This is a genomic window from Arthrobacter sp. 10T425, assembly GCF_056393985.1.
Genome location: NZ_JBFTGZ010000006.1, coordinates 133,513 through 160,095 on the forward strand (window position 1 = coordinate 133,513; position 26,583 = coordinate 160,095).

The following is a 26,583-nucleotide window of genomic DNA, read 5'->3' on the forward strand; positions in this document are numbered from 1 at the left end:
CGGGGCTGGTTGGTGCTGTGCTTTCGTCTCCATGTCGCCGCGATGCGGTCTAGATGATGTCCCTTAAATGAAAAGCGGCGGGCCCGGACTTAATGTCCGATGCCCGCCGCAGCCGTTCCGTTTCCGATTAGTTCTTCGGAGTGGAGTTCGGCCACCAGCCGACCGCTACAACGGAGCCCTGGCTCGAACCGCTGGAGGCAGACACTGCTGCTGAGGCGGACAGGCCGGCGCCGGCCAGCGCGCCGGCGACGAGGAGCGTTGCAAGGATTTTCTTCATTTGGACTCCTGATACGTAAGAGGCTGATGTGACTCATGTGATGCAGGTTTAGTATAGGGGAGATCGACACGCCACAAGGTAACAATTTATAAAGAATTGTCGCCGGATGTGATATTCACACTCGTGTGTGAATCTTGCGTGAACCCTGCGCAGGTCCTTCTTGCGTGGCTGGTTCGATTCCGCTCTCGCGGCAACGGATAATTGAGGCATGCAACGAAACTCAGTTTCACCGTCCTACGCCGCTGCAGAGTTGCAGGCTCGGGAACATCGAAGCAGCCACGACTTCGGCCGTGCGGCCAGCAGCGCCCAGGTGGCCTCGGAAATCGCGACGAACGACGGTGACCTGACGGCTGCCTGGGGCATGCGGCTCTTTCAGGCGGAGAATCTGCTTGACGCCGGCGATTTTGAGGCCTGCGCCGCGCTTGCCGCCGAATTGGTGGATGGCGCCTTCGGAGCTCCGGCTGAAGATGCCCGCGGCAAGGCGAATATCCTGCTCGCAAAAGCCAGGCAGGGCGCCGGGATGTTGGGGCAGGCGGCCGACGCAGCGCGGATGGCCGCGCGTTTATCTTCGGGGGCGGGTGACGTGGAAAATAACGTCAAAGCCCGGCAGGCCCTCATCGCTGCTCTCGCCGAAAGCGGCAGGTTGGAGGAGGCCTGGAGCGAGAGCCTGATGCTGGCCGACGACATATCCAACGAGGTCGACGACCAGCTGGTCGGCAAGGCCTACTGGGTTATCGGCAATGTTGCGTTTCTCTGCAATAAAGTGGCAGAGGGGCTTGAATATCACGAGCTCGCGGCGGAAACTTTTTCGCCGGCTCGAAATCTTGATATTTGGGCCAAATTCAACAAAGCATCCGCGGCAATGCGCCTGGCCGCCGAGGTCGCCGATGCGGACACACTCCGCTGCATCGAACGCGCTGAACTGGCCACGGACGTCATTGGCGGATCCGATGAGGACCACATTTTGCTGAAACTGAACCGCGGTCACTGGAATTTCCTGGCGGGTGACCCGCAGGCGGCCATCGCCATCCTGACCGAGATCAGCACCGTCGCGGAAAAGACGTCACCGCAGATTCTGGGCGAGGCCTCTCTGTTGCTGGGCCGGTCCCATGCTGCCGTGGGGAACGCTTCCGAGGCGCAGACGCACCTGCTGGAAGCAGCAGACCACTTTGAGAAGGCTGGCGCCCCGCAACGTGCCGAACAGGCCCGGGAATTCCTCACGGCCGCGCCCTGAGCCAGCTCTGAGTGGACATGCCCTCCGCTGGACTTGAGGGATGGACATAATGGCAAGATGCCCACCGGCCGGGCCGAACGCTGGACATGTCCCGCGCTCGAGGCCGGGTGCGAGGGACGACTCCAGCCACCGCAACCAAGAATGGACATGTCCCGTGTCCTATGCCGCGGATCGGGAAACAGCCCTGCCGCCGCGACCAGGAACGGACATGTCCGGTGTCCTAAGCCGGGAATAGAGAACTAGCCCTGCCGCGCGAATCAGGACTGGACATGTCCCGGGGTGGCGGAAGCCGCGGCAGCCTTGCGTCCGAGTAACACGGCGGCGACGCCGGCCACGATGCTCAGCGCCAAGAGGACCCAGCCGGCCACGGTGAGCCCGGAGGCCATGGCGACCTGACCGCCGTCGAGAGTGTCGGCGGACATCATTTCATCGATCACCGTGTTGCCCCACAGCCGGACCGCAGCAAAGAGCAGTGGCAGCGACCACAGCGCCCAGCGCAGGGATTTCCGGGCCACGTTGGTTCCGATCAGCAGCAGCCAGGTGAAGCCAAAGATCAGCGGGAAGAGCATCCCAGCCGTCTTGTGGACATAGTTCAGCTGGCCCCGGGCATCGGCGTCCATGGCCGCGCGCAATTGCTCCACGAACCCCAGGTCAAAGCCGCCCACCAACGAGTCGGGCATTGCCTGGCCGCCCGACAACTGGGTGAGCTGGTTGAGGGTGAGCAGGTGCAGATACCAGAACAGGAACAGGCTGGCCACGACCCCGGCGATGACAATCAGATTGCTGTTGCTCTGTGCCTTCTGCGGTGTCCGGCTGGTGGTTGGATTGATCACCGGAGGGAGATGGTGCTGGGGGACCGCCGCGTTGGCGCCGTGCTTTTTGATCCGCTGCGCGGGTGTCTTGGCCATGGCTCCATTATCGCCCGTCCTGCACACCCCTCCGCGCCGCCGTCTGCCCTGGTGCCCGCGCCGGCTGTTCACTGCCATCGGGCGCCGATAGTCTGGGACGCGTGACCGAACTAGGAAAACACCGGCTCGGCCGGCACAGCACCGCAGATCTCGACCCCTCACTGGATGACTACCAACTGGCCGAGGCCCTGGTCCGCGAGGCCGGCACCCTGGCGCTGTTGATGCGGCAGGCCGGGCTTGAAGGCAGGCAGAAGACGTCGGTCTCGGACGTGGTCACGGCCGCCGACCACGCCGCCGAATCCTACGTGCTGGAACAGCTTCGGCGCTGCCGCCCCGATGACGCCGTCCTGGGCGAGGAGGGCGCCTCTGTGGCGGGCAGCAGCGGCCGGACCTGGGTCATTGACCCCGTCGACGGGACCTTCAACTTCCTGCATGGATCCACGTACTGGTGCTCGGCCATTGCCCTGAAGGATTCCTCCGGTGCAGGGCTCGGCGCCATCTTCCAGCCGGAGGAGGACAAACTCTGGCTGGGCGGGACGTCCCGTGCGGCGACGCTCAATGGCGAAAAACTGGTCACCTTCCTGCCCGGCGCGTCCGGTGGCACCGGACGTTCCGACACGCCGCTGGCTGATCTCGGCGCGGCAACCTACATCCACCCGACGTGGCTTGCCGATCCGATGTGTGCCATGCCCTGGCACGCGGCAGCGACGTCGGCGGCCGCGCTGCGCATGTTCGGGTCCGGCTCCTGCGACCTCGGCCGGGTCGCGGACGGAGAGCTCGGCTGCTGGTTCCAGCACAGCTGCCCCGAGTGGGACTGGCTGCCCGGGAAGGCGATCGTGGAGGCGGCCGGCGGCGCGACCGACGTCGTGCGCGTCAACGGACTCGACTGGTTCATCGCGGGAGGCACGACGGCGGTCCAGCAGCTGCGCGCCGCGCTCAGCTCCGGGGGCGTCGGCTAGCTTCCCGCCTGCCGGACCTCCCCGCGGGACATGCTCATTTTTCGCGGCGGGGTCCGGGGGACATGCTCAGTTTTCGCTGTCAGGAGCGGGTACAAAGGGAGTATGTCCAGTGGGCACAGGTGGCGGAGGACATGTCCGTTGGGCAGAGCTGTGTCCGTAGCGCATGCTCATTTTTCAGAACAACCTCGGCGGTCTTCAGAACAACCCGGGTCTTCTCCATGACAGCTTCCGCGGGGCATGCTCATTCTTCGCGGCCAGGACTGGGCGCAGGGGGATTATGTCCACTGGGCGCGGGCAGGGGAGGGCATGTCCCGACGGGCGGACACGGCTGTCAGCGCCACCGCCTAGACTTAGATACACCATGGATATGTTGTTTGACCCTTACGCCGACGGACCCTTCCAAGCTGCCTCCAAGGCGGCGGCAGGCACTAAATCGCGCTCCGGGTCCGGCCTGGCGGGCCTGGATTCCGGACCGGATTCCGCCCCGCACGGCGGCAGCCCGCACGGCGGCAGCCCGCACGGCGCCGCCCCGCACGGCGACGGCCCTGACGGCGGCTGGGACCGCCCGCAGCTTCCGAACGCCGGCGAACTCCTCGAGGGGCTGAACCCCCAGCAGGAAGAAGCGGTCAAGCACGCCGGCAGTGCCCTGCTGATTGTCGCCGGCGCCGGGTCGGGCAAGACCCGCGTGCTCAGCAACCGGATCGCCTACCTGATCGCCACGAGGCGGGCGCACCACGGCGAGATCCTGGCCATCACCTTCACCAACAAGGCCGCGGCCGAAATGCGGGAACGGATCGAGGCGCTGGTCGGCGGCCGGGCCAAGACCATGTGGATCTCCACCTTCCACTCCTCCTGCGTCCGGATCCTGCGCCGCGAGGCCAAGAACGTCGGGCTCAACTCCAACTTCTCGATCTACGACTCCGCCGACTCGCTGCGACTGATCACCCTGGTCGCCAAGAATCTGGACCTTGACCCCAAGCGCTTCGCGCCCAAGGCCATCCAGCATAAGATTTCCGCGCTCAAGAACGAGCTGATCGACGCAGACAGCTATTCCTCGAGCGCAAACTACAACGATCCTTTCGAGCAGGCCGTCGCAGAGGTCTTCAAGGGCTACACCCAGCGCCTGCGCCAGGCCAACGCCATGGACTTCGATGACCTCATCGCCGAGACCGTCTACATGTTCCGGGCCTTCCCGGCGCTCGCCGACTCCTACCGGCGCCGCTTCCGGCACGTCCTCGTAGACGAATACCAGGACACCAACCACGCCCAGTACGCCCTGGTGCGCGAGATCGTCGGCGAGGGCCCCGACGCGGCCGAGCTCACCGTCGTCGGCGATTCAGACCAGTCCATCTACGCCTTCCGCGGCGCGGACATCCGCAACATCGTGGAGTTCGAGAAGGACTACCCGGACGCCCGCACCATCAAGCTCGAGCAGAACTACCGCTCCACCCAGACCATCCTCAGCGCCGCCAACTCGGTGATCTCCCGCAACCCCAACCGGCCGGAGAAACGGCTCTGGACGGCCGAGGGCGACGGCGAGAAAATCGTCGGCTACGTCGGCGAGAATGAACACGACGAGGCCCAGTTCATCGCCAAGGAAATTGACCGGCTCCAGGACGAGGGCAACCTGCGCCCCGGCGACGTCGCCATTTTCTACCGCACCAACGCCCAGTCCCGCTCGATCGAGGACGTCCTGGTCCGCGTGGGCCTGCCCTACAAGGTGGTCGGCGGCACCCGCTTCTACGAGCGCAAGGAGATCAAGGACGCCCTCGCCTACCTGCGCGTCCTGGTCAACCCGGACGACGACGTCAACCTCCGCCGCATCCTCAACGAACCCAAGCGCGGGATCGGTGACCGAGCCGAGGGTGCCGTCGCCGCCCTGGCAGAGCGTGAGCGCACGTCCTTCATGGCCGCCGCGCGGCGCGCAGATGAAGCCCCGGGCATGGCGACGCGCTCGGTCAACGCCGTGCTGGGCTTCGTGAAACTCCTCGACGACCTCGCCGAGGTCGCTTCCGGCTCCGGCGCGGCCGCGGCTCTCGAAGCCGTGCTCGAACAAACGGGCTACCTTGCCGGGCTGCGTTCCAGCACCGATCCGCAGGACGAGTCCAGGGTAGAGAACCTCGCCGAACTGGTCGCCGTCGTCCGGGAATACGAACGCGACAACCCCGAAGGCTCGCTCGGAGCCTTCCTGGAGCAGGTCTCCCTCGTGGCCGACGCCGACCAGATCCCGGACGCCCCCGGCGGTGACGCCGAAAACCTGGCGGCCGCCGTCGCCGAAGCCAAGCGGCTCGGCGTCGTGACCCTGATGACGCTGCACACCGCGAAGGGCCTGGAATTCCCGGTGGTGTTCCTTACCGGCATGGAGCACGGGCTGTTCCCGCACCAGCGCTCCGCCACCGATCCCAAGGAACTGGCCGAGGAACGCCGGCTGGCCTACGTGGGGCTGACCCGTGCCCGCAAGCGTCTCTACCTGACCAGGTCCGAGGTCCGCAGCATGTGGGGCCAGAGCCAGTACAACCCTGCGAGCCAGTTCATCGAGGAGATCCCCGCCGAGCTCGTCGAATGGAAGCGCGAAGGCGCCAGCCGCCAGAGCGGAGGCTGGGGGAGCGGTGCCGGGATCGGGTCCAGCCGCTACGGCGGATCGTTCTGGGGTGCCGGGACAGCCCGCGGCGCCGCGGCCAGCCCGTCCGCCGGCTTCAACGCCGACGTTCCCGCCGCGGTGGCCAAGAACAGGGTCCAGCCGCAGAAGGAAGTCGTCGCCGTCAGCGTGGGGGACAAGGTCAACCACACCAGCTTCGGCAACGGCACCGTCCTGGCGGTGGAGGGCGCCGGGGACAAGACGGTCGCCAAGGTCAAGTTCGACATCGGCGAGAAGCGGCTGCTGCTGCGCTACGCGCCGCTGACCAAGCTGGACGCCTAACTGACCGCGTAGCTGGACGTTTGGCTGAAGACCCGGCGGGAGTCCGGAGACCGGTCCGCCAGCACCCCGTGCAGCCGGATGCGCGGGCGTTCGCCGTACATTACGAACGCGGGTCTGGCCCGCCCGCGCCGGCCTTCGGAGCGCCGTCGGACACCCCAAAAACCCCGTAATCTAGCGGTTTTTCTACGCTCCATAGAATAGTGTCCTTACTCACATAACCGGTACTCTGGAACGGGCTGGTCCGATCGAAGGACTAGAGTTCCCAAAGGAGCATTGCGCCGTGTGGCTCGTTTCCAAGCTTGTCGCAGGGTGCGTTTATTCCGCAGCCCGGTAACCGCGAGAACGTGGGGTCCGGCTGTACAGAAACTACTTCGACGTAGAAGGACACTAAACCGTGGACCTGTTTGAATATCAGGCGCGCGATATGTTCGAGGCGCACGGTGTACCCGTGCTTGCTGGCATCGTGGCGCACACCCCTGAAGAAGCAAAGGCAGCTGCCGAAAAAATCGGCGGCGTAACTGTCGTAAAGGCGCAGGTCAAGGCCGGAGGCCGCGGCAAGGCCGGCGGCGTCAAGGTCGCGAAGACCGCTGACGAAGCGTTTGAACACTCCACCAACATCCTCGGGATGGACATCAAGGGCCACACCGTGCACCGGGTGATGATCGCCCAGGGTGCAGACATCGCCGAGGAATACTACTTCTCCGTCCTTCTGGACCGGGCCAACCGCAACTACCTGGCCATGTGCTCGGTTGAAGGCGGCATGGAAATCGAGCAGCTCGCCGTTGAGCGCCCCGAGGCCCTGGCCAAGATCTCGATCGACCCGGCCGTGGGCATCGACCAGGCCAAGGCCGACGAAATCGTCGCCGCGGCAGGCTTCGCCGAGGAACTGCGTGGCAAGGTCGCCAGCGTAATCCTGAAGCTCTGGGACGTTTTCAAGAAGGAAGACGCCACTCTTGTGGAGGTCAACCCGCTGGTCCTGACCGGCGCCGGCGACATCGTTGCCCTTGACGGCAAGGTCTCCCTCGACGAGAACGCCGACTTCCGCCACCCCAAGCACGCCCACCTTGAAGACAAAGACGCTGCTGACCCGCTCGAGGCCAAGGCCAAGGCGCAGGACCTCAACTACGTCAAGCTGGACGGCGAAGTCGGCATCATCGGTAACGGTGCCGGCCTGGTCATGTCCACCCTCGACGTCGTTGCTTACGCCGGCGAGAACCACGGCAACGTCAAGCCCGCGAACTTCCTGGACATCGGCGGTGGAGCTTCCGCCGAGGTCATGGCAGCAGGCCTCGACGTCATCCTGGGCGACCCGCAGGTCAAGTCCGTCTTCGTCAACGTCTTCGGCGGCATCACCGCCTGTGACGCCGTCGCCAAGGGCATCGTCGGTGCACTGGCCGAGCTGGGCCACTCCGCGAACAAGCCGCTGGTAGTCCGCCTCGACGGCAACAACGTTGAGGAAGGCCGCCGCATCCTGGCCGAGGCCAACCACCCGCTGGTTACCCTGGCCGCCACCATGGACGAGGGCGCCGACAAGGCTGCCGAGCTCGCCAACGCAGCGAAGTAGAGGGACTCGACTATGTCTATTTATTTGAACAAGGACTCCAAGGTCATCGTCCAGGGCATCACCGGCGGCGAAGGCACCAAGCACACCGCCCTGATGCTCAAGGCCGGCACCAACGTTGTGGGCGGCGTCAACGCCCGCAAGGCCGGCACCACGGTCCTGCACGGCGACGCCGAGATCACCGTCTTCGGCACCGTCAAGGAAGCCATGGCCGAGACCGGCGCTGACGTTTCCATCGTCTTCGTGCCGCCGGCCTTCACCAAGGACGCCGTCGTTGAAGCCATCGAGGCCGGCATCGGCCTCGTCGTTGTCATCACCGAAGGCGTGCCGGTCCAGGACTCCGCCGAGTTCTGGGCACTGGCCCAGTCCAAGGTGGACGCCAACGGCAAGCAGGTCACCCGCATCATCGGACCGAACTGCCCCGGCATCATCACCCCGGGTGAGGCCCTCGTCGGCATCACCCCGGCCAACATCACGGGCAAGGGCCCCATCGGCCTCGTCTCCAAGTCGGGCACCCTGACTTACCAGATGATGTACGAGCTGCGCGACCTCGGCTTCTCCACCGCCATCGGCATCGGCGGCGACCCGGTCATCGGCACCACCCACATCGATGCCCTCGAAGCCTTCGAGGCTGACCCGGAGACCAAGGCGATCGTCATGATCGGCGAAATCGGTGGCGACGCCGAAGAGCGTGCGGCCGACTACATCAAGGCCCACGTCACGAAGCCGGTTGTTGGCTATGTGGCCGGCTTCACCGCTCCGGAGGGCAAGACCATGGGCCACGCAGGCGCCATCGTCTCGGGTTCCGCGGGCACCGCCCAGGCCAAGAAGGAAGCCCTCGAGGCTGCCGGCGTCAAGGTCGGCAAGACGCCGTCCGAGACTGCCAAGCTCCTGCGCGAGGTTTTCGCGACCCTCTAGGTCCGAAGCGCCACGGCAAATAAGCACCACTGCACAACAGCAACGCGGGGTCACTTACGGCCCATTCCACTCGGTGGGATGGGCGCGGAGTGACCCCGCGTTGTTTCTTTAGGTACGACGGCGGCAGGCCATCTTCCCCGGGGAGGTGACCTGGCGCCGTCGTACTCATTAAGACCCCGAGGTCCTAGACCTTGGCCCCGCTGAGGACTTCCTCGAGCTGTTCGTAGGCTTCGGTCATGCCGCCCTCCATTCCGGACTGCGCCATGCCGTCGCGGGCCTCCATGCTGGGGTAGACCGCGTGGCCGCTGAGCCGCGAACGGCCGCCGCCCAAGTCCTCGAAGGTCAGGGACTCAATGCTCACCACGTCCGGGTAGCCATCGAATTCGAAGGTCTGGATGGCGAAATGATTCTCGCGGACAGTGTGGAAGACACCGGTGAAACCATAGGCGCTGCCGTCCGGCGCGGTGTGGGTGTAGCGGTAGCTGCCGCCGGTCCTGAAGTCGTAGTGGTCAACAGCCATAGTCAGCCGCCGCGGGCCAAGCCATTGGGCGACGAGCTCGGGATCCTTGTGCGCCCGGAACACCTCGGACACCGGAAAATCGAATTCACGCTCGAAATCGATGAACGGCAGACCCTCGGGGACGGTCAATTTCAGTGCGTTGCTCATGATGCATCCTTTGCCTGTGTGCCGCTCTGGGCGGCGCGGATTTCAAGCACGGCGTCAAGGCTGCGGAACTGCCCCTCGCGGACCAGCCGGTACTGGTCGATCCAGGCGGTGAGCGCTTCCAGCCGTGCAGGGTTCAGGTGCACGGGCCGGCGCTGGGCGTCACGGGTGCGCGTGACAAGTTGCGCCTGCTCGAGGACCTGGATGTGTTTCGAGACCGCCTGCTTGGTGATCGCGAAGGGCTCCGCCAGTTCATTGACGGTGGCCGGGCCCCGGCTGAGCCGGGCAATGATGCGGCGGCGGACCGGATCGGCGAGGGCCAGGAAGGCCGCGTCGAGCTCGCTGTCGTCGCTGGAATCCACTTGGTGTCCCCACCTCCCGTCCCGACCATGGATAATCAACCGCCTTGTTGATCAATCTCTAGGTTGTTAACGCTATCCCTGGGCTCCGGCCTGCGCAATACCCCAACGCGGGGTCACTTAGCGCCCATTCCGCACCCGAGGATGGGCGCTAAGTGACCCCGCGTTGCTGTGTGCTGTCACGGAATCCTTGCGCAGCTCCAAATTACTTTGTTAGTATGTCAGGACAAACTAGTGAAGGAGATGCGAGTGCCTCTCGTACGAATTGACGTCAACCAGGGCCGCGGCGCGGAGCAGCTCCGCGGGCTCAGCCAGGGCATCCACAACGCGATCGTGGCCGAATTTGGCATTCCGGAGCGGGACTACTTCCACGTGCTGACCGAGCATCCCGAGGGGCAAATTGTCGCCCAGGATGCCGGGCTCGGCTTCGAGCGGACGCCGGACGTGGTGATGATCCAGATCTTCACCCAGGCCGGGCGAAGCCAGTCCGCCAAGCAGTCCTTGTTTGCCGCCATTGCGGACAGGCTGGCCGCCGCGGGGGTCGCCGGCGAGGACGTTTTCATCGGATATGTCGAGAACACCGCGGGGGACTGGTCGTTCGGTTTCGGGCAGGCCCAGTACGTCACCGGCGAACTCGGCGTTCCCGCCAGGTAAACACCCGGGGTAATTCCGGCGCCTGCCCCGCCGCCGCGGCGCTGCGCGGGGCGTCATTTGAAGCCCCCGTGTCATGTTGTAAATATGTCAGTACAAACCTTTGACAGTACATGGATTCTAAGGCAAAGTAGTGGTTGTGGCCCGGCTCACGCCAGGCCCCAAAGCACCGAATAAGCACCGCAGAAACGCCGAAGCTCAGGCTGCGCAAAGGTATCGAGTCCACACCAGAAAGGTCCACGATCACCGTGACCCACGAACTGCTCACGATCGGGCGCATCAGTGTTGATATCTACCCGAACGACATCGGGGTGGATCTGGAGGATGTCACGTCCTTCGGAAAGTACCTTGGCGGATCCCCATCCAACGTAGCGGTCGCCGCTGCCCGCCATGGCCGCCGCACCGCCGTCATCACCCGCACCGGCGACGACGCCTTCGGCAAGTACCTGCACCGCGAACTGCGCAAATTCAACGTGGACGACTCCTTCGTCACGGCGGTCAAGGAATGGCCCACCGCCGTCACGTTCTGCGCCATCAAGCCGCCGGAGGACTTCCCGCTCTACTTCTATGGACGCTTCCCCACGGCACCAGACCTGCAGATCAAGGCCGAGGAACTGGACCTGGACGCCATCAGGGACGCCGGGATCTTCTGGTCCACCGTCACCGGACTCTGCCAGGAGCCCAGCCGCACCGCCCAGCTCACGGCCCACGAGGCACGGCCCCGCACCGGGCTCAAGGAAGGCCAGTTCACCATCCTGGACCTCGACTACCGGCCGATGTTCTGGGCCTCCGAGGAGGAAGCCCGGGAACAGGTCGCCAGGATCCTGCCGCACGTCACCGTCGCGATCGGCAACGACAAGGAATGCGCCGTCGCCGTCGGGGAGGGCACCCCGGACGAACAGGCGGACCGGCTGCTCGCGGCCGGCGTCGAAATCGCCGTCGTGAAGCTGGGCCCTGAAGGGGTCATGGCCAAGACCCGCACCGAGCGTGTGGTCTCTGCCCCGGTGCCCGTGGAAACCGTCAACGGCCTCGGTGCCGGAGACTCCTTCGGCGGGGCCTTCTGCCACGGCCTGCTCTCCGGCTGGCCCCTGGCCCAGGTCCTCGATTTCGCCAACGCCGCCGGCGCCCTCGTCGCCTCCCGACTGTCCTGCGCCGACGCGATGCCGACGCCGGACGAAGTCACCGGCCTGCTCGCCGAACGCGGCCGGCTGCTGCCGGGTACCTACGCCACCGAAGGAGCAGCACTGTGAGTGCAAACCCAGCCGTCGCCACCCGTGGGGTGAACGATGATCCCCGCCGCTACGAGCACCTGAGCATTATCCGGCTCGAAGACCCGGAAGCGATTGCCCGCGCCGCCAAGGCCCGGCGCCGCCACCCCGGCGTCAGGGCCCACCGGCAGAACTTCATCGTCGCCGCCGACCACCCGGCCCGCGGCGCGCTCGCCGTCGGAAACGATCCGGTGGCCATGGCCGACCGCCGCCAGCTCCTGGACCGCCTGCAGATCGCCCTGGCCAACCCGGACGTGGACGGTGTCCTCGCCTCGCCGGACATCATGGACGATCTGCTCCTGCTCGGCGCGCTCGAGGGCAAGCTGCTCTTCGGCTCGATGAACCGTGGCGGACTGTCCGGCCTGGTGAACGAATTCGATGACCGCTTTACCGGCCACACCGCGGCCGCGCTCGAGGCCTTGGGCGCCGACGGCGGCAAGATGCTGACCCGCATCTGCCTCGGCGACCCGGACACCGTCGCCACCCTCGAAGCGACTGCGAGGGCCATCGACTCCCTCGCCGAACGCAGGCTGATCGCCATGGTGGAACCGTTCCTCTCCGTCCGCGAAAACGGGAAGGTCCGCAACGACCTCTCCACCAACGCCGTCATCAAGTCAGTCGCCATCGCCGAAGGCCTTGGCGCGAGCAGCGCCTACACCTGGATGAAGCTCCCCGTGGTGGCCGAGATGGACCGCGTCATGGCGTCCACCACGATGCCCACCGTGCTCCTTGGCGGAGACCCGGACGCTGGCCAGGACGAGGTGTTCGCCAGCTGGCAGACTGCCCTCGCATTGCCCGGCGTTCAGGGCCTCACCGTCGGCCGGACCCTGCTCTACCCGCAGGACGGCGACGTCGCCGGCGCCGTGGCAACCGCGGCCTCGCTGCTGCACCACACCGAATCCACCCGCACCAAAGAAGTATCGGAGTAGCTTCCCATGGGAATGAGCACGGCATCAGGAACACGCAGAATGACGGTCGCGCAGGCCGTCGTTGAATACCTGTCCAAGCAGTACACCGTCGATTCGGTCGGCGGCCAGGACTTCCGGGAACGCCTGATTCCGGGCACGTTCGGCATCTTCGGCCACGGCAATGTCGCCGGCGTCGGCCAGGCCCTCAAGCAGTACCAGCAGCTCGATCCGACGATCATGCCGTACTACCAGGGCCGCAACGAACAGGCCCAGTCCCACCAGGCGGTCGGCTTCGCCCGCCACACCCGCCGCCGCCAGACCTTCGCGATCAGCACCTCGATCGGTCCGGGCTCCTCGAACCTGCTCACCGGCGCGGCGCTGGCCACCACCAACCGGCTGCCGGTCCTGCTGCTGCCGAGTGACACGTTCGCGACCCGCGCCGCCGACCCCGTGCTGCAACAGCTCGAACAGCCCTACGCCTACGACATCACCGTCAATGACGCATTCCGGCCGCTGTCGAAGTTTTTTGACCGCGTCTCCCGGCCAGAGCAGCTGTTTTCCGCGTTCCACCACGGACTCCGTGTCCTCACCGACCCGGCCGAGACCGGCGCCGTCACCATCTCGCTGCCCCAGGACGTCCAGGCCGAGGCCTTCGACGTGCCCGAGGAATTCCTGGCCGAACGCGAATGGCGGATCCGCCGCCCGGACGCCGACGACGAGGACATCCGCCGCGCCGCCGAGGCGATCCGCGCCGCCAAGCGCCCGCTGATCATCGCCGGCGGCGGCGTGCTCTACGCCTACGCCAACGAGGAACTCGCGAAGTTCGCCGAGCTGACCGGCATCCCGGTCGGCAACACCCAGGCCGGCGTCGGCGTGCTGCCCTGGGACCACAAGTTCTCCCTCGGGGCCATCGGTTCCACCGGCACGACGGCGGCCAACGCCATCGCCGCCGAGGCCGACCTCATCATTGGGATCGGTACCCGCTACGAGGACTTCACCACCGCCTCCCGGACCGCGTTCCAGAACCCGGACGTGAAATTCCTCAACATCAACGTCGCCGCCCTCGACGCCTACAAGCACGGCACCTCACTGCCGATCGTGGCCGATGCCCGCAAGGCCCTGGTCAAGCTGAACCAGGCCCTCGGCGGCTACCGCATCGGCGCGGACCTCGAGCAGCGGATCGCGGCCGAGAAGAAACGCTGGGACGCCACCGTGGACGAGGCATTCGACACGCGGTTCACGCCGCTGCCGGCGCAGAACGAGATCATCGGCGCCACGAACCGCGCCATGGACGCCCAGGACGTCGTCATCTGCGCCGCCGGCTCACTCCCCGGTGACCTGCACAAGATGTGGCGCGTCCGGGACCCGTTCGGCTACCACGTCGAATACGCCTACTCCTGCATGGGCTACGAGATCCCGGGCGGCCTCGGGGTCAAGCGCGCCGCCCTGGCCGAAGCCGCCAAGGGCGGCACGCAGCGCGACGTCGTCGTCATGGTGGGGGACGGCTCCTATCTGATGATGCACACCGAACTCGTCACCGCCGTCGCCGAGCGGATCAAGCTGATCGTGGTCCTGATCCAGAACCACGGCTACGCCTCGATCGGTTCGCTTTCCGAGTCCCTCGGTTCCCAGCGCTTCGGCACCCAGTACCGGGCGCTGGATGAGGAACACCACAGCTTCGACGACGGCGACCGGCTCCCGGTCGACCTGGCCCTGAACGCCGAAAGCCTCGGCGTGAAGGTGATCCGGATCGAACCGGGGGAGAAGGTCATCGCCGAGCTCGAGCAGGCCATCCGGGACGCCAAAGCAGCCCCCGAACGCGGCGGCCCGATCGTCATCCACGTTGAATCCGACCCGCTGCTGGATGCCCCCAGCTCCGAGTCATGGTGGGACGTTCCGGTCTCCCAGGTCTCCGAGCTCGACTCCACGAAGCAGGCCTTCCAGACCTACACCGACCACAAGGCCCGCCAGCGCAAGCTGCTCGGCTGACCCCCTTCATCACCACGAACAGCCACAGACCAAGGAAGTCCACCACTATGTCAACGACGACCGTCACCACCATCAGCCACTTCATCAACGGCGCCGAAACCGCCGGTGAGGGCACCCGCACCCAGCCCGTCTACAACCCGGCCACCGGCGCCGTCTCCGCGGAGCTGCGGCTGGCCAACCGGGAAGACCTGGACACCACCGTCGCCGCCGCCCGCGCTGCCGCCGATTCCTGGGGCGACATCTCCCTGGCCAAGCGCACCGCGGTGCTGTTCAAGTTCCGCGAACTCGTCGCCTCCCACGTGGACGAGCTCGCCGAACTGATCACCGCCGAACACGGCAAGGTCCTCTCCGACGCCAAGGGCGAGATCGGCCGCGGACTCGAGGTCATCGAGTTCGCCTGCGGCATCCCGCAGCTGCTCAAGGGCGACTACTCGGACCAGGTCTCCACCGGCATCGACGTCTTCTCCTTCCGCGAACCGCTCGGCGTCGTCGCCGGCATCACCCCGTTCAACTTCCCGGTCATGGTCCCGCTGTGGATGGCCCCGATGGCGATCGCCACCGGCAACGCCTTCATCCTCAAGCCCTCCGAGCGCGACCCCTCCGCCTCAATGCTGCTCGCCAAGCTGTGGAAGCGGGCCGGGCTGCCCGACGGCGTCTTCCAGGTCCTGCACGGCGACAAGGAAACGGTCGACGGCCTCCTGACCCACCCGGACGTGGACGGCATCTCCTTCGTCGGTTCCACCCCGATCGCGAAGTACGTCCACGAGACCGCCACCGCCCACGGCAAGCGCGTCCAGGCCCTGGGCGGGGCGAAGAACCACGCGATCATCCTGCCCGACGCCGACCTCGACAACGCTGCCGACCACCTGGCCGCCGCCGCCTTCGGCTCCGCCGGGGAACGCTGCATGGCCATCTCGGTCGCCGTCGCCGTCGGCGAAGCCGCCGACCTGCTGGTCAAGAAGGTCGAGGAGCGCGCCCTGGCCGTCAAGGTCAACAACGGCACCGTGCCCGACGCCGAAATGGGCCCGGTCATCACGCCGGCGTCCAAGGAACGCATCGTGAAGATCGTCACCGAAGCCGAAACCGCCGGCGCCGCGATGGTGGTGGACGGCCGCGACCTCGTGGTCCCCGGCCACGAAGACGGGTTCTGGGTCGGCCCGACCGTCCTGGACCACGTCACGGCCGGGATGACCGCCTACACCGAGGAAATCTTCGGCCCCGTCCTGGTCGTGGTCCGGGTGGAGGACCTCGACGCCGGCATCGCCCTGATCAACTCCAACCCCTACGGCAACGGCACCGCGATCTTCACCTCTTCCGGCGCCGCGGCCCGGAAGTTCCAGCGCTCCGTCACCGTGGGCATGATCGGCATCAACGTGCCGCTGCCCGTGCCGGTGGCGTACCACTCCTTCGGCGGCTGGAAGGCCTCGCTGTTCGGCGACAAGCACATCTACGGCCCCGAAGGCGTCTCCTTCTACACCCGCGGCAAGGTGGTCACCTCGCGCTGGCCCGAACCGACGCACGCCTCCGGCGCCTCCTACAACTTCCCGTCCAACTGACGCCTCGACTAACCACGATCGACTGCTCCGCAACCGCCGTTTTGAGCGTCCAAAACGGCACCTGCGGAGCACTCGATGAGAAGGAATGGAAATGACAGAGAACAAGCTGATCATCGGCACCGCGCCGGACTCCTGGGGCGTCTGGTTCCCGGATGACCCCCAGCAGACCCCGTGGGAACGCTTCCTCGACGAGGTCGCCGAATCCGGCTACAAGTGGATCGAACTTGGCCCCTATGGCTACCTCCCCACCGATCCGGCCCGTCTCGCCGAAGAGCTCAAGCAGCGCGACCTCAAGATCTCGGCCGGCACCGTGTTCACCGCATTCCACCGCGGGGCCCACCAGTACGACGAAGCCTGGGAGCCGGCCCGCAAGGTCGCCGAACTCACGGCAGCCATGGGGGGCGAACACATCGTGGTCATTCCCGCCATGTGGCGCGACGACGTCACCGGCGAGGCCGTCGAGAGCGGCACGCTCACCGAGAAGGCGTGGAGCGACCTGTTCTCCGGCCACAACCGCATGGGCAAGACCCTCTTGGAGGATTTCGGCCTGAAGCAGCAGTTCCACTCGCACGCCGACTCCCACGTCGGCGCGCAGGAGGACATCGAAACCCTGCTCGCGGCCACGGACCCGAAGTACCTCAACCTCTGCCTGGATACCGGCCACGCCGAATACTGCGGGGCCTCCAGCCTCGACCTGATCAAGAACTATCCGGACCGGATCGGCTACCTGCACCTCAAGCAGATCAACCCGGACATCCTCAAAAAGGTCAACGAGGAAAACATGACGTGGGCCGCCGCCAACCTGGCCGGCGTGATGACCGAGCCGCCGAACGGGCTGCCGGACCTGCGCGCCGTCATCGAAGCCGTGGAGGCGCTCAACCGGCCGATCTTTGGCATTGTGGAACAGGACATGTATCCCGTGGCCTTCGACGTCCCGATGCCGATCGCCAAGCGCACCCGGAACTACCTGCTCTCCTGCGGCTCCCGCACCGCCGTCAACTAGAACTGAGGACAAGATCATGACCAAGACCCTCCGCGTAGCTGTCATCGGCGCCGGCCGTATGGGCGCAGACCATATCCAGCGGCTCAACACCCGCATCCACGGCGCCGAAGTTGCCGCCGTCGTCGACGTCGACCTCGCCCGTGCCCAGGCCGCCATCGAAGGCATCCCCGGCGCCGTCGCCCTCGCCGACGCCGAGGAGGCCCTCAACAACGGCGACGTCAACGCCGTCCTGATCGCCACCCCCGGCTTCCTGCACGAGGACATCCTGCTTAGGGCGATCGCCAAGGACATCCCGATCCTCTGCGAGAAGCCGCTCACCCCGGATGCCGAATCCTCCTGGAAGATTGTCGAAGCCGAGCAGGTGCTGGGCCACAAGCGCATCCAGGTCGGCTTCATGCGCCGCTTCGACGCCGAATACGCCGCCCTCGGCAAAATCATCCGCGACTCCGAACTCGGTGAGCTGCTCATGCTGCACCACCAGCACCGGAACCCCACCACCCCGGCGGGCTTCACCAACGAGATGCTGATCAACGACTCCGTGGTCCACGAATTCGACGCCATCCGCTACTTCACCGGCGAGGAAATCACCTCGGTCCAGGTCCGCCTCGGCAAGGCCACACGGAACGCCCCGGCCGGGCAACACGACCCGCAGCACGTCCTGATCGAGACCGAGTCCGGTGTCCTGGCCGACGTCGAGATCTACGTCAACGCGAAGTTCGGCTACGAGGTGGCCACCCAGGCCTCCTTCGAAGACGGCATCGTCAGCATCGGCGGCGACAAAGGCCCGTACACCCGCAGCAACGGCCGCTGGGGCGGCCACGTCACCCCCGGCTTCGAGGAACGCTTCGGGGCGGCGTACGACGTCGAAATCCAGTCCTGGGTGGACGCCGCCCTGCGCGATGAGATCGGCGGCCCCACCGCCTGGGACGGCTACGCCACGGCCGCCTGCTGCGAGGCCGGCGTCGAGGCGCAGAAGAACGGCGAAAAGGTCGCCGTGAAGCTCAACGCCAAGCCCGCCCTGTACCGCTAAAACCCCGCCGGCCGGCGCCTTCTACTGCAAAGAACGCGCCGGCCGGCCGCACGCCCGCCAGATCCACAATGGAGTGTTCACCGTGAAAATCGCCCTAGATCCCACGCCGTTCCACCACAGCCACGGACTCCTCGAGTTCCCGCGCGTGGTGGCCGACCTCGGCTACAAGTACATGCAGATGACCCCGCACGCCGATTTCATCCCCTTCTTCAACCACCCGAAGGCCGACGACGAGCTCGTGGGCAAGCTGAAGGCGGCCTGCAAGGACGCGGGAATCGAAATCGCGTCGGTGCTGCCCGTGCTGCGCTGGTCCGGCCCGGACGAGGACGCACGCGAGGCGGCCGTCCGCTACTGGAAGCGCGCCATCCAGATCACCGTGGACCTGGGCGTTGGCACCATGAACACCGAATTCAGCGGCCGGCCGGAGAAGGCCGAAGAATCCGAGCGGGCCTTCTACCGCTCCATGGAGGAGCTGCTCCCCATCATCGAGCGGGAGGGGATCGACCTGCTGATCGATCCGCACCCGGACGACTTCGTCGAGGAGGGCCTGGCCGCGATCCGCGTGATCCGCGGGCTGAACTCGAAGAATGTTGGCCTGGTCTACGTGGCCTCGCACAGCTTCCACATGAAGAACGCACCGCTGGAGATCATGCGGGCCGCGGGCGACAAGCTGCGCCTGGTCCACGTGGCCGACACGATGGACCACCACGCCTCACACGGCCTGCGCTACATCACCAACCCGCCCGGCAACCCCGTCCGCGTGCACCAGCACCTGAAAATCGGCGACGGCGACGTAAACTGGGACGAGTTTTTCGGCGGCCTGCAGGAGATCGGCTTCCTGGACCGTGAAGATACGGTGATGGTCTCCAGCGTCTTCGCCGAGGACGACAACGCCGCGGACGTCTCCCGGTACCAGCTGGAGACCATGAAACAGCGCGTCGCGAAGGCGAGCCTATGACGGCGCCCGTCGCCGAGGTGACACGGCCCGTCAACCACAAACGGGCCCTCCGGACCGCGACGATCGTCTCCACTTTCGGCGGACTGCTCTTCGGCTACGACACCGGCGTGATCAACGGCGCTTTGCCGTACATGCAGGTGGACCTGGGCCTCACGCCACTGACCGAAGGGCTCGTGACCTCCTCGCTGCTGTTCGGGGCGGCCTTTGGCGCCCTCTTCGGCGGGCGCCTGGCGGACCGCCACGGCCGGCGCAAAATGATCATGGTGCTGGCCGTGGTGTTCCTCGCCGGCACCCTTGCGTGTACCTTCGCGCCGAACACGGAGGTGATGATCCTGGCACGCCTGATCCTCGGCCTGGCCGTGGGCGGGGCTTCGGTGACGGTGCCGGTGTACCTGGCCGAGGTCTCACCGAGTGCCCGGCGCGGACGAATTGTCACCCAAAACGAGCTGATGATCGTCACGGGCCAGCTGCTGGCCTTCATGTTCAACGCCTACCTCGGCAACAGCTTCGGCGAGGCCGGCGGGATCTGGCGCTGGATGCTGGTCATCGCAACCCTGCCGGCGATCGCGCTCTGGGTCGGCATGAACTTCATGCCCGAAAGCCCGCGCTGGCTGGCATCGATGGGCAGCTTCGGCGAAACCCTCAGTGTGCTGCAGCGGATCCGCTCCCAGTCCGAGGCCAGGGCTGAATTTGAAGAAGTCAAGGCCATGGCCGTGGAGGACTACAAGGCCAAGATGGGCTCCTGGAAGGACCTCAGTGTTCCGTGGCTCCGGCACATCTTCGTGGTGGGGATCGGGCTCGCGGTCATCCAGCAGATCACGGGCGTCAACTCGATCATGTACTACGGCACGCAGATCCTCGCCGAGTCCGGATTCGGCCGCGAAGCGGCCCTCACGGCCAACATCGCCAACGGGGTCATCTCCGTTCTCGCCACGTTTCTGGGCATCTGGCTGCTGGGCAAAGTGGGACGGCGGAGGATGCTCATCACTGGCCAGCTCGGCACCACGACGGCGCTGTTCCTGATCGGCGTCTTCTCTCTCATCCTCCCCGAGGGCCCCGCCCGGGGCTTCGTCGTCCTGGCCCTGACCGTGACATTCCTGGCCTTCCAGCAAGGTGCAATCTCACCGGTCACCTGGCTGATGCTCTCAGAGATCTTCCCGCTGAAGATCCGCGGCCTGGGCATGGGCGCCTCGGCCTTCGTGCTGTGGATCGTGAACTTCCTTGTTGGCTTCGGCTTCCCGCAGCTCCTCGCCGCGATCGGACTGTCCAGCACCTTCTTCGTCTTCGCTGTGCTCGGCGTCGGGGCCATCGCCTTTGCCGCGAAGTACATTCCGGAGACCAAGGACAAGAGCCTGGAGGACCTGGAATACTTCTTCAAACAGGCGGCCGCCAGGGAACCGGTCACCGTCTAGCCGCAGTCAAGAAAGCCCTGCACGCACAAGCCCCGCCCGGGATTCGTCCCCGGCGGGGCTTTCTGCGTTCTTTCTGCGTACTCGCGCGAGGCGGTTGCCGCGCTAGGCCGCGGCGTGCAGCCGGGGGAGGGCGTCGACCAGCGGCGCCAGTTCGGGGACCTCCTGGGCCTCGGCCAGCGCCCGCTCCAGCGTGGCGTCGTGGACCGGCCGGCTCTGCTCGAGCAGGGCGATGCCGCTGGGGGTGAGCTCGGTGTAAATTCCGCGGCGGTCATCCGCACACAGGATCCGGGTCAGCAGCCCGCGGTCCTCGAGCCGGTTGACCAGGCGCGTGGTGGCACTCGCGCTCAACGCCGTGGCGCGGGCCAGCTGCTGCATCCGCATGTGCCAGCCGTCCTGCCGGCTCAGCGCGTCCAGCACGGTGTACTCCACGACCGAGAGCTGCGCTTCGGCCTGCAAGGACCGCTCCAGCTCGGCCTCGATCAGCCCGTGCAGGGCCGCCAGGGTCCGCCAGCCTTGCGCCCGGACCTCGACGGCGTCGTCCTTGATGCCCATCACGTGTTTCCCTTCAACTCGCGTGCCCGGCGGGGTGGCGACGGGCACATCAAATAATAGTTGCTTGCGCGCTGTATCTGCTTGTGCAAGAATAAATAACGCGTCTGCAACTACTAGCTTACGCGCCATACCCCATCCCGTACAGCTTTGTAAGGAGCACCTCCATGCCTGTTGGCCTGATAGCCCTCGCCCTCGGCGGGTTCGGCATCGGACTCACCGAGTTCGTCATCATGGGCCTGTTGCCGCAAGTGGCCGCAGACTTCCACGTCACCGAGGCGACCGCGGGCTGGCTCATCTCCGGCTACGCGCTCGCCGTCGTGGTCGGGGCGCTGGGTCTCACCGCCGCCGTGACGCGCTTCGAACGCAAGCCCGTGCTGGCCGTGCTGATGGTGCTGTTTATCGCCGGCAACCTCGTCTCGGCGCTCGCGCCGGATTACTCGGTAATGATGATCGGCCGCATCATTGCCGCCCTCGCACATGGCGCGTTCTTCGGCATCGGCGCCGTCGTGGCCGCGAGCATGGTGGCGCCCACTAAGAAGGCGGGTGCGATCGCGATCATGTTCACCGGCCTGACGGCTGCGAATGTGCTCGGTGTCCCGTTCGGCACCATGCTGGGCCAGGCCGCGGGCTGGCGCTCCACGTTCTGGGCGATCACCGTGATCGGTGTCCTCGCCCTGGCCGGCATCCTCGCCCTGGTGCCCAGAACAGGTTCGGGAGATTCAGCCCCTGGTTCTGCCTCCGGCGGTCTGCGCGGCGAGCTCCGTGCCTTCCGGTCCGGACAGGTCTGGCTCTCCATCCTCGTCACCATCCTTGGGTACGGCGGCATGTTCGGCGCCTTCACCTACATCGCCTTCACCCTCACCGAGGTCACCGGCTTCTCCGCCACCACGGTCCCGTGGCTGCTGATCCTCTTTGGCGTCGGGCTCTTCATCGGCAACACCGTGGGCGGCAAGGCGGCCGACAAGAATGTGGACCGCACCCTGCTGGTAGTGCTCGCCATTCTGGTGGTGGTGCTCGTGGTCTTCGCCCTGAGCGCCGGCAACCAGCCGTTGACCATCGCCTCCATGGTGTTGCTGGGCGGCTTCGGCTTCGCCACGGTTCCGGGACTGCAGATGCGCGTCATGAAATACGCCAGCAGCGCTCCCACCCTGGCCTCCGGCGCCAACATCGGCGCATTCAACGTCGGCAATGCCCTGGGCGCCTGGCTGGGCGGCGTCACCATCACCGCCGGCCTCGGCTACACCTCGCCCATCTGGGCCGGCGCCGGGATCACCCTGTTGGGCCTGGCAGTGATGGCGTTCGCCGCGGCTCACGCAAAGAAGCACGACGCCGACCTGCCGGGAACCGGCGGATCAACCGTGCCCGCCGTTGCAGCGGCGGAAACCAGCACAGACCTTCCGGTCACCGAGGCTGCAGCCGTTGCCCGCTGACCGCTCGAACACAACAGACCGCCCGACCACAACAACAGGAGACACCATGAACTCAAGGCCCCATATCGTCCTCAACAACGGGGTGCGGATGCCGCAGCTGGGCTTCGGCGTCTTCCAGATTCCCGACGCCGAGACCACCGAGGCGGTAGCAGCGGCGCTCGCGGCCGGTTACCGGAGCATCGACACGGCCGCCATCTACGGAAACGAGACCGGAACCGGCCGCGCGCTCGCGGAATCCGGGATCGCGCGGGAGGAGCTGTTCATCACCTCCAAGCTGTGGATCGACGACCTCGGCTACGAACCGGCCCTTGCTGCCTTCGACGCGAGCCTGGACAAGCTGGGTCTCGACTACCTGGATCTTTACCTGATCCACTGGCCGGCGCCGGCATCGGACCGGTACGCCGACTCCTGGTTGGCCCTTGAGAAACTCCTTGCCGACGGCCGGGTCAGGGCCATCGGCGTCTCCAATTTCGAGCCGGGACACCTGCAGCGGCTCATCGACCTGGGCGGAACGGTGCCGGCCGTCAACCAGGTGGAGCTGCACCCGGCCCTTCAGCAGCACGCCGTGACGGTGTTCAACGCCGCGCAGGGCATTGCGACGGAGGCCTGGAGTCCGTTGGCCCAGGGGGCACTGCTGGCGGATCCGGCCATCACGGAGATCGCCGCGCGGCACGGCAGAACCCCGGCGCAGGTCATTCTGCGCTGGCACCTGCAGCAGGGGAGGATCGTCATCCCGAAGTCAGTGACGCCGGCCCGGATCCGGGAAAACCTGGAGGTGTTCGGCTTTGAGCTTTCCGCGGGCGAACTGGCGGCCGTGAATGCCCTTGAGCGGAACGGGCGCACCGGACCGCACCCGGCCACGTTCAATGGCTAGCTGTCAGCGCCTGAGCAGCCGAACGGCCTAGCGGCCGAATGGCAGCCGCGGGTCCAGGTCCTGGCCCTCCCAGGTCTGGCGGATCCAGCCGTGGTGCGGGTCATCGCTGATGAGCCAGTCGCGGACCGGGCCAGGGCCGGCCATGACGTTGAGGTAATACATGTCGTAGCCGGGGGCGGCCATGGCGGGTCCGTGCCAGCCGTAGGGCACCAGGACGACGTCGCCGGTCCGGACCTCGGCCGCAACGTCGATGGGCCGCTCGTCGGAGGCGTAGACGCGCTGGTAGCCGATGGCGTCGTCGGCGCCGGGGCGTTGCAGGGCGCCGGGCGTGACGCGGGTTTCGAAGTAGTAGATCTCCTCGAGGCTGGTCTCGCCGTCCTTTTCCTCGTCGTGCTTGTGCGGGGGATAGGACGACCAGTTTCCGGCCGGGGTGAGGACCTCGCAGACGATGAAGCGGTCCGCCTCCAGCGCGGCGGGGGTGCCGAAGTTGTGGACCTGGCGGGAGCAGTTGCCCGCCCCGCGCAGTTCCACTGGCATCTCGGCGGCCGTGATGAGGCGGGTCGGGTAGGAGGCTTTGGCCGGCGCGGTGGCCACGGCCACCCGTCCGCCGTCGGCCGATGTGATGGCCACCGCCTTGCCGGCTCCCGTGTAGAGCACGTCGCTGGGGCCACTGAAGACGCTGTCCCGGCCGGCCAGGGGATAGTCCTGCCCGTCGACGGTCGCTACGAAAGGGCCGTTGAGCGGGATCACGATGCGTTCCTCCGCCGCGGCGTCGAGTTCGACGGCGGCGCCGGCTGCCAGCGTGGCAACCTTCAGCCCGGTATGCGCCCAGCCGTCGACTTCCAGTTTGGAGTCGGACGTCCCGATGGAGATGTCCCACTTGCCTTCGGCTGCGGTGCCGAGCGGATAGACCCAGTTGGCCATGGAAGCTGCCCTTTCGTTGTCGCGCCGGAGGCAGGCGCGTGTGTGTGCGGGTTGGAGCCGGTTGCGCCCGTCGCTGGCGCCTAACTCTGGACGCTTACCTCTGGACCAGTGTCATTTCGAAGCTGTAGGAATCCGCCCGGTAGACGTGGTGGCCGGTTTCCACCATGCGTCCGGTGTCGTCCACCGCGGTCCGCTCCATGGTCACCAGGGCGGAGCCGGGGGTGGTCTCGAGCAGCGGCGCCTGGTAGTCGTTGGCGATCATGGCGCCGATCCGCTGTGAGGCCAGGCGGAAGTTCACGCCGCCGTTGCGCAGAATGGCGTAGAGGCCCTGCGCGCCCAGGGAAGCCTCGTCGAGGGCGGTGATGTCATCCCGCACCCAGTTCTCCATCAGGGCCAGCGGCTTGCCGCCCACTTTCCGGAGCCTGGTGAAGTGGTAGACCTTGGCGCCGGCCGGAAGCTGCAGTGCTGTCCGGATCGCGCCGTCCGCCTCCTCATGCGAGAAGCTGAGCACGTCGGTGGTGGGCTTGCTGCCGTTGTTGCTCAGGTCGTCGTAGAGGCTGGAGAGTTCCAGCGGGCGGCGGACCTGGCTGGACACCACCTGGGTGCCGACGCCGCGCTTGCGGACCAGGAGGCCCGAGCGGACCAGCTCGTCCATGGCTTTTCTCATCGTAGGCCGGGACAGGTTCAGCTGGGCGGCCAGGTCGATCTCGTTTTCCAGCCTGCTGCCGGGTTCCAGCAGCCCAGTGTGGATCGCTGCCTCGATGCCCTGGACCACTTGGTGGTACAGCGGCACCGGGGAAGAGCGGTCGATCCGCAGATTCAGTTGATTCGCCACTGGGCATGCTCCCTTGTGCTCCGCGGCGGTCGTCGTGTCGGCCTGCCCGCGTATGTCAGTGTATGTTCGCTTGATAGGACATACTGCCTTTTTCTGATAGTAGCAGGGCTGCCAAGAGGTGCCAAGGGCTGCTCTGACGGGCCTTGTTTGCGGGGGTCGGGCTGTCGGCGCTGGCCCGTCAAGCCCCGCGAATGGGACATTCCGATCACACTTCGTTACGTCCAAACATCCTAATGTCAGGACAAACTATTGACAACTGTGATTGGAGTCACCATGATCGGTTGTAGATGGCTCATGGACCGACGCGATGAAGCGGCCGGCGTGGCCCGGAATCAAAGGAGATTGATCGTGACCAAGTTCTCGTGGCGGAAGGCGACCCTCGTGGCGGCCGTTGTACCCATGCTGGCCCTGAGCGCGTGTTCGAGCACCGGCGGCAAGCCCGCAGACTCAGGCAATGCGGCTGGCGGAGGCCAGGCAGCCAGCACCTCCCGCATCAAGGTCGCCCTTATCACGCACGCCGCAGCCGGTGACACCTTCTGGGATATTGTTCGCAAGGGCGCCGAGGAGGCATCGGCGAAGGACAACGTTGAGCTCCTCTATACGTCCGATCCCGAAGCCGGGCGCCAGGCCCAGCTCATTCAGCAAGCCATTGACCAGAAGGTCGACGGCATCGCGGTCACGCTCGCCAAGCCCGAAGCCCTCAAGGACGTCCTGAAGAAGGCCTCCGACGCCGGCATCCCGATTGTGAGCCTCAACGCCGGTGAATCGGTCTCCTCCCAGCTCGGAGCATTCACCCACTTCGGTTCCAACGAGCAGCTCGCCGGTCAAGCCGTGGGCACCAAGCTGGCCGCGGACGGCTACAAGCACCCGGTCTGCGTGATTCAGGAACAGGGCCACGTGGGACTTGAAGCACGGTGCGCGGGCGTCAAGGCGAAGGTTCCCGGAACGGAGATCCTTTACGTCGACGGCAAGGATATGACCTCCGTTCAGTCCACCGCGACTGCCAAGCTTCAGGCTTCCAAGGACGCCGACGTCATCATCGGCCTCGGCGCCCCCATCACCCTGACTCTCCTCAAGTCGGTCACTGACGCCGGCAGCTCTGCCAAGGTTGCCAGTTTCGACCTCAACGCGGAGCTCGCCCAGAAGATCGTGGATGGTGCAGTTCTGTTCACCGTGGACCAGCAGCCGTGGCTGCAGGGCTACGGAGCCGTTGACGCCATCTGGCAGAACAAGCGCGGCGGCTTCAAGATCGGCGGCGGCCAGCCTGTGCTGACAGGCCCGGCGGTCATCGACAAATCCAATGCGGCCGATGTCCTGACCTTCGCCCAGCAGGGCGTCCGCTAACAGCCCGCTGGCCGGGCCGGCCCAGGCCGGCCCGGCGGCTAGGAGACTT

General features: G+C 66.2%; 24 protein-coding genes. 17 read left to right on the forward strand and 7 right to left on the reverse strand.

Annotated features, from left to right (window positions below):
• Positions 1-127: 127 nt before the first annotated feature.
• On the reverse strand, positions 128-277 hold the full coding sequence (locus AC1DDH_RS09400; RefSeq protein ID WP_164468567.1) for a hypothetical protein: 150 nt from the start codon (positions 275-277) through the stop codon (positions 128-130).
• A 208-nt stretch (positions 278-485) separates the two neighbouring features.
• On the opposite strand from AC1DDH_RS09400, the gene AC1DDH_RS09405 reads away from it, so the two are divergent.
• A complete protein-coding gene (locus AC1DDH_RS09405; protein WP_476872058.1) occupies positions 486-1,511 on the forward strand; it encodes a hypothetical protein in 1,026 nt (341 codons plus the stop codon).
• Positions 1,512-1,768: 257 nt separating this feature from the next.
• Here the strand turns inward: AC1DDH_RS09405 and AC1DDH_RS09410 are convergent, their stop codons facing one another.
• The gene (locus tag AC1DDH_RS09410; RefSeq protein WP_230009516.1) at positions 1,769-2,419 is read right to left on the reverse strand and encodes a hypothetical protein; all 651 of its coding nucleotides are present in this window, start codon (positions 2,417-2,419) and stop codon (positions 1,769-1,771) included.
• Between the two features lie 101 nt (positions 2,420-2,520).
• Between AC1DDH_RS09410 and AC1DDH_RS09415 the strand changes: the two genes are divergently transcribed.
• The 4 genes from AC1DDH_RS09415 (at position 2,521) to sucD (ending at position 8,777) form a co-directional block, all read left to right on the forward strand.
• Positions 2,521-3,378, forward strand: coding sequence for an inositol monophosphatase family protein (locus tag AC1DDH_RS09415; protein WP_476857096.1), 858 nt, complete (start codon positions 2,521-2,523; stop codon positions 3,376-3,378).
• A gap of 361 nt (positions 3,379-3,739) precedes the next feature.
• Complete coding sequence (pcrA, locus tag AC1DDH_RS09420; RefSeq protein ID WP_476955299.1) at positions 3,740-6,298, forward strand: DNA helicase PcrA; 2,559 nt, start codon at positions 3,740-3,742, stop codon at positions 6,296-6,298.
• A gap of 394 nt (positions 6,299-6,692) precedes the next feature.
• Positions 6,693-7,862, forward strand: coding sequence for an ADP-forming succinate--CoA ligase subunit beta (sucC, locus tag AC1DDH_RS09425; protein WP_018776032.1), 1,170 nt, complete (start codon positions 6,693-6,695; stop codon positions 7,860-7,862).
• A gap of 12 nt (positions 7,863-7,874) precedes the next feature.
• The gene (gene sucD / locus AC1DDH_RS09430) at positions 7,875-8,777 is read left to right on the forward strand and encodes a succinate--CoA ligase subunit alpha (RefSeq protein WP_028275595.1); all 903 of its coding nucleotides are present in this window, start codon (positions 7,875-7,877) and stop codon (positions 8,775-8,777) included.
• A gap of 184 nt (positions 8,778-8,961) precedes the next feature.
• Here the strand turns inward: sucD and AC1DDH_RS09435 are convergent, their stop codons facing one another.
• Both AC1DDH_RS09435 and AC1DDH_RS09440 read right to left on the reverse strand, forming a co-directional pair.
• A complete protein-coding gene (locus AC1DDH_RS09435) occupies positions 8,962-9,444 on the reverse strand; it encodes an SRPBCC family protein (RefSeq protein WP_476857098.1) in 483 nt (160 codons plus the stop codon).
• Positions 9,441-9,803, reverse strand: a complete 363-nt coding sequence (locus AC1DDH_RS09440; protein ID WP_223914265.1) for an ArsR/SmtB family transcription factor — start codon at positions 9,801-9,803, stop codon at positions 9,441-9,443. Before AC1DDH_RS09440 ends, AC1DDH_RS09435 begins: the two co-directional genes overlap by 4 nt.
• Positions 9,804-10,049: 246 nt before the next feature.
• Here AC1DDH_RS09440 and AC1DDH_RS09445 point away from each other — a divergent pair, with 246 nt between their 5' ends.
• The 9 genes from AC1DDH_RS09445 (at position 10,050) to AC1DDH_RS09485 (ending at position 20,575) form a co-directional block, all read left to right on the forward strand.
• Positions 10,050-10,454, forward strand: coding sequence for a tautomerase family protein (locus AC1DDH_RS09445; RefSeq protein ID WP_223914264.1), 405 nt, complete (start codon positions 10,050-10,052; stop codon positions 10,452-10,454).
• Between the two features lie 245 nt (positions 10,455-10,699).
• The gene (gene iolC, locus AC1DDH_RS09450) at positions 10,700-11,701 is read left to right on the forward strand and encodes a 5-dehydro-2-deoxygluconokinase (protein ID WP_223914263.1); all 1,002 of its coding nucleotides are present in this window, start codon (positions 10,700-10,702) and stop codon (positions 11,699-11,701) included.
• Entirely contained in the window at positions 11,698-12,648 is a 951-nt protein-coding gene (locus AC1DDH_RS09455) for a Cgl0159 family (beta/alpha)8-fold protein (protein ID WP_476872063.1), read from the forward strand. The genes iolC and AC1DDH_RS09455 overlap by 4 nt, the downstream gene beginning before the upstream one ends.
• 39 nt (positions 12,649-12,687) lie before the next feature.
• Entirely contained in the window at positions 12,688-14,616 is a 1,929-nt protein-coding gene (gene iolD / locus AC1DDH_RS09460; RefSeq protein ID WP_476872064.1) for a 3D-(3,5/4)-trihydroxycyclohexane-1,2-dione acylhydrolase (decyclizing), read from the forward strand.
• A gap of 47 nt (positions 14,617-14,663) precedes the next feature.
• On the forward strand, positions 14,664-16,172 hold the full coding sequence (locus AC1DDH_RS09465) for a CoA-acylating methylmalonate-semialdehyde dehydrogenase (protein ID WP_476872065.1): 1,509 nt from the start codon (positions 14,664-14,666) through the stop codon (positions 16,170-16,172).
• 91 nt (positions 16,173-16,263) lie between these two features.
• The gene (locus AC1DDH_RS09470) at positions 16,264-17,175 is read left to right on the forward strand and encodes a sugar phosphate isomerase/epimerase family protein (RefSeq protein WP_230010006.1); all 912 of its coding nucleotides are present in this window, start codon (positions 16,264-16,266) and stop codon (positions 17,173-17,175) included.
• A gap of 16 nt (positions 17,176-17,191) precedes the next feature.
• Positions 17,192-18,205, forward strand: a complete 1,014-nt coding sequence (locus AC1DDH_RS09475; protein ID WP_476872066.1) for a Gfo/Idh/MocA family protein — start codon at positions 17,192-17,194, stop codon at positions 18,203-18,205.
• 82 nt (positions 18,206-18,287) lie between these two features.
• On the forward strand, positions 18,288-19,163 hold the full coding sequence (locus AC1DDH_RS09480) for a sugar phosphate isomerase/epimerase family protein (RefSeq protein WP_476851295.1): 876 nt from the start codon (positions 18,288-18,290) through the stop codon (positions 19,161-19,163).
• On the forward strand, positions 19,160-20,575 hold the full coding sequence (locus AC1DDH_RS09485; protein WP_476955300.1) for a sugar porter family MFS transporter: 1,416 nt from the start codon (positions 19,160-19,162) through the stop codon (positions 20,573-20,575). The genes AC1DDH_RS09480 and AC1DDH_RS09485 overlap by 4 nt, the downstream gene beginning before the upstream one ends.
• A 102-nt stretch (positions 20,576-20,677) precedes the next feature.
• On the opposite strand, the gene AC1DDH_RS09490 is transcribed toward AC1DDH_RS09485, so the two are convergent.
• Complete coding sequence (locus AC1DDH_RS09490; protein ID WP_223915289.1) at positions 20,678-21,127, reverse strand: MarR family winged helix-turn-helix transcriptional regulator; 450 nt, start codon at positions 21,125-21,127, stop codon at positions 20,678-20,680.
• 164 nt (positions 21,128-21,291) lie between these two features.
• On the opposite strand from AC1DDH_RS09490, the gene AC1DDH_RS09495 reads away from it, so the two are divergent.
• Positions 21,292-22,557 carry an MFS transporter gene (locus AC1DDH_RS09495; protein ID WP_476955301.1) on the forward strand — a complete coding sequence of 422 codons (1,266 nt, stop codon included), beginning with the start codon at positions 21,292-21,294 and terminating at the stop codon, positions 22,555-22,557.
• Positions 22,558-22,603: 46 nt separating this feature from the next.
• Positions 22,604-23,431, forward strand: coding sequence for an aldo/keto reductase (locus AC1DDH_RS09500; RefSeq protein ID WP_476857106.1), 828 nt, complete (start codon positions 22,604-22,606; stop codon positions 23,429-23,431).
• Between the two features lie 27 nt (positions 23,432-23,458).
• Here the strand turns inward: AC1DDH_RS09500 and iolB are convergent, their stop codons facing one another.
• Positions 23,459-24,355 (reverse strand): 5-deoxy-glucuronate isomerase, encoded by an 897-nt coding sequence (gene iolB, locus AC1DDH_RS09505; protein WP_476955302.1) that lies wholly within the window; start codon positions 24,353-24,355, stop codon positions 23,459-23,461.
• A gap of 94 nt (positions 24,356-24,449) precedes the next feature.
• Positions 24,450-25,190 (reverse strand): GntR family transcriptional regulator, encoded by a 741-nt coding sequence (locus tag AC1DDH_RS09510; protein WP_243181584.1) that lies wholly within the window; start codon positions 25,188-25,190, stop codon positions 24,450-24,452.
• 348 nt (positions 25,191-25,538) lie between these two features.
• Between AC1DDH_RS09510 and AC1DDH_RS09515 the strand changes: the two genes are divergently transcribed.
• Positions 25,539-26,534 (forward strand): substrate-binding domain-containing protein, encoded by a 996-nt coding sequence (locus AC1DDH_RS09515; RefSeq protein WP_028275612.1) that lies wholly within the window; start codon positions 25,539-25,541, stop codon positions 26,532-26,534.
• The last annotated feature ends 49 nt before the right edge of the window (positions 26,535-26,583 follow it).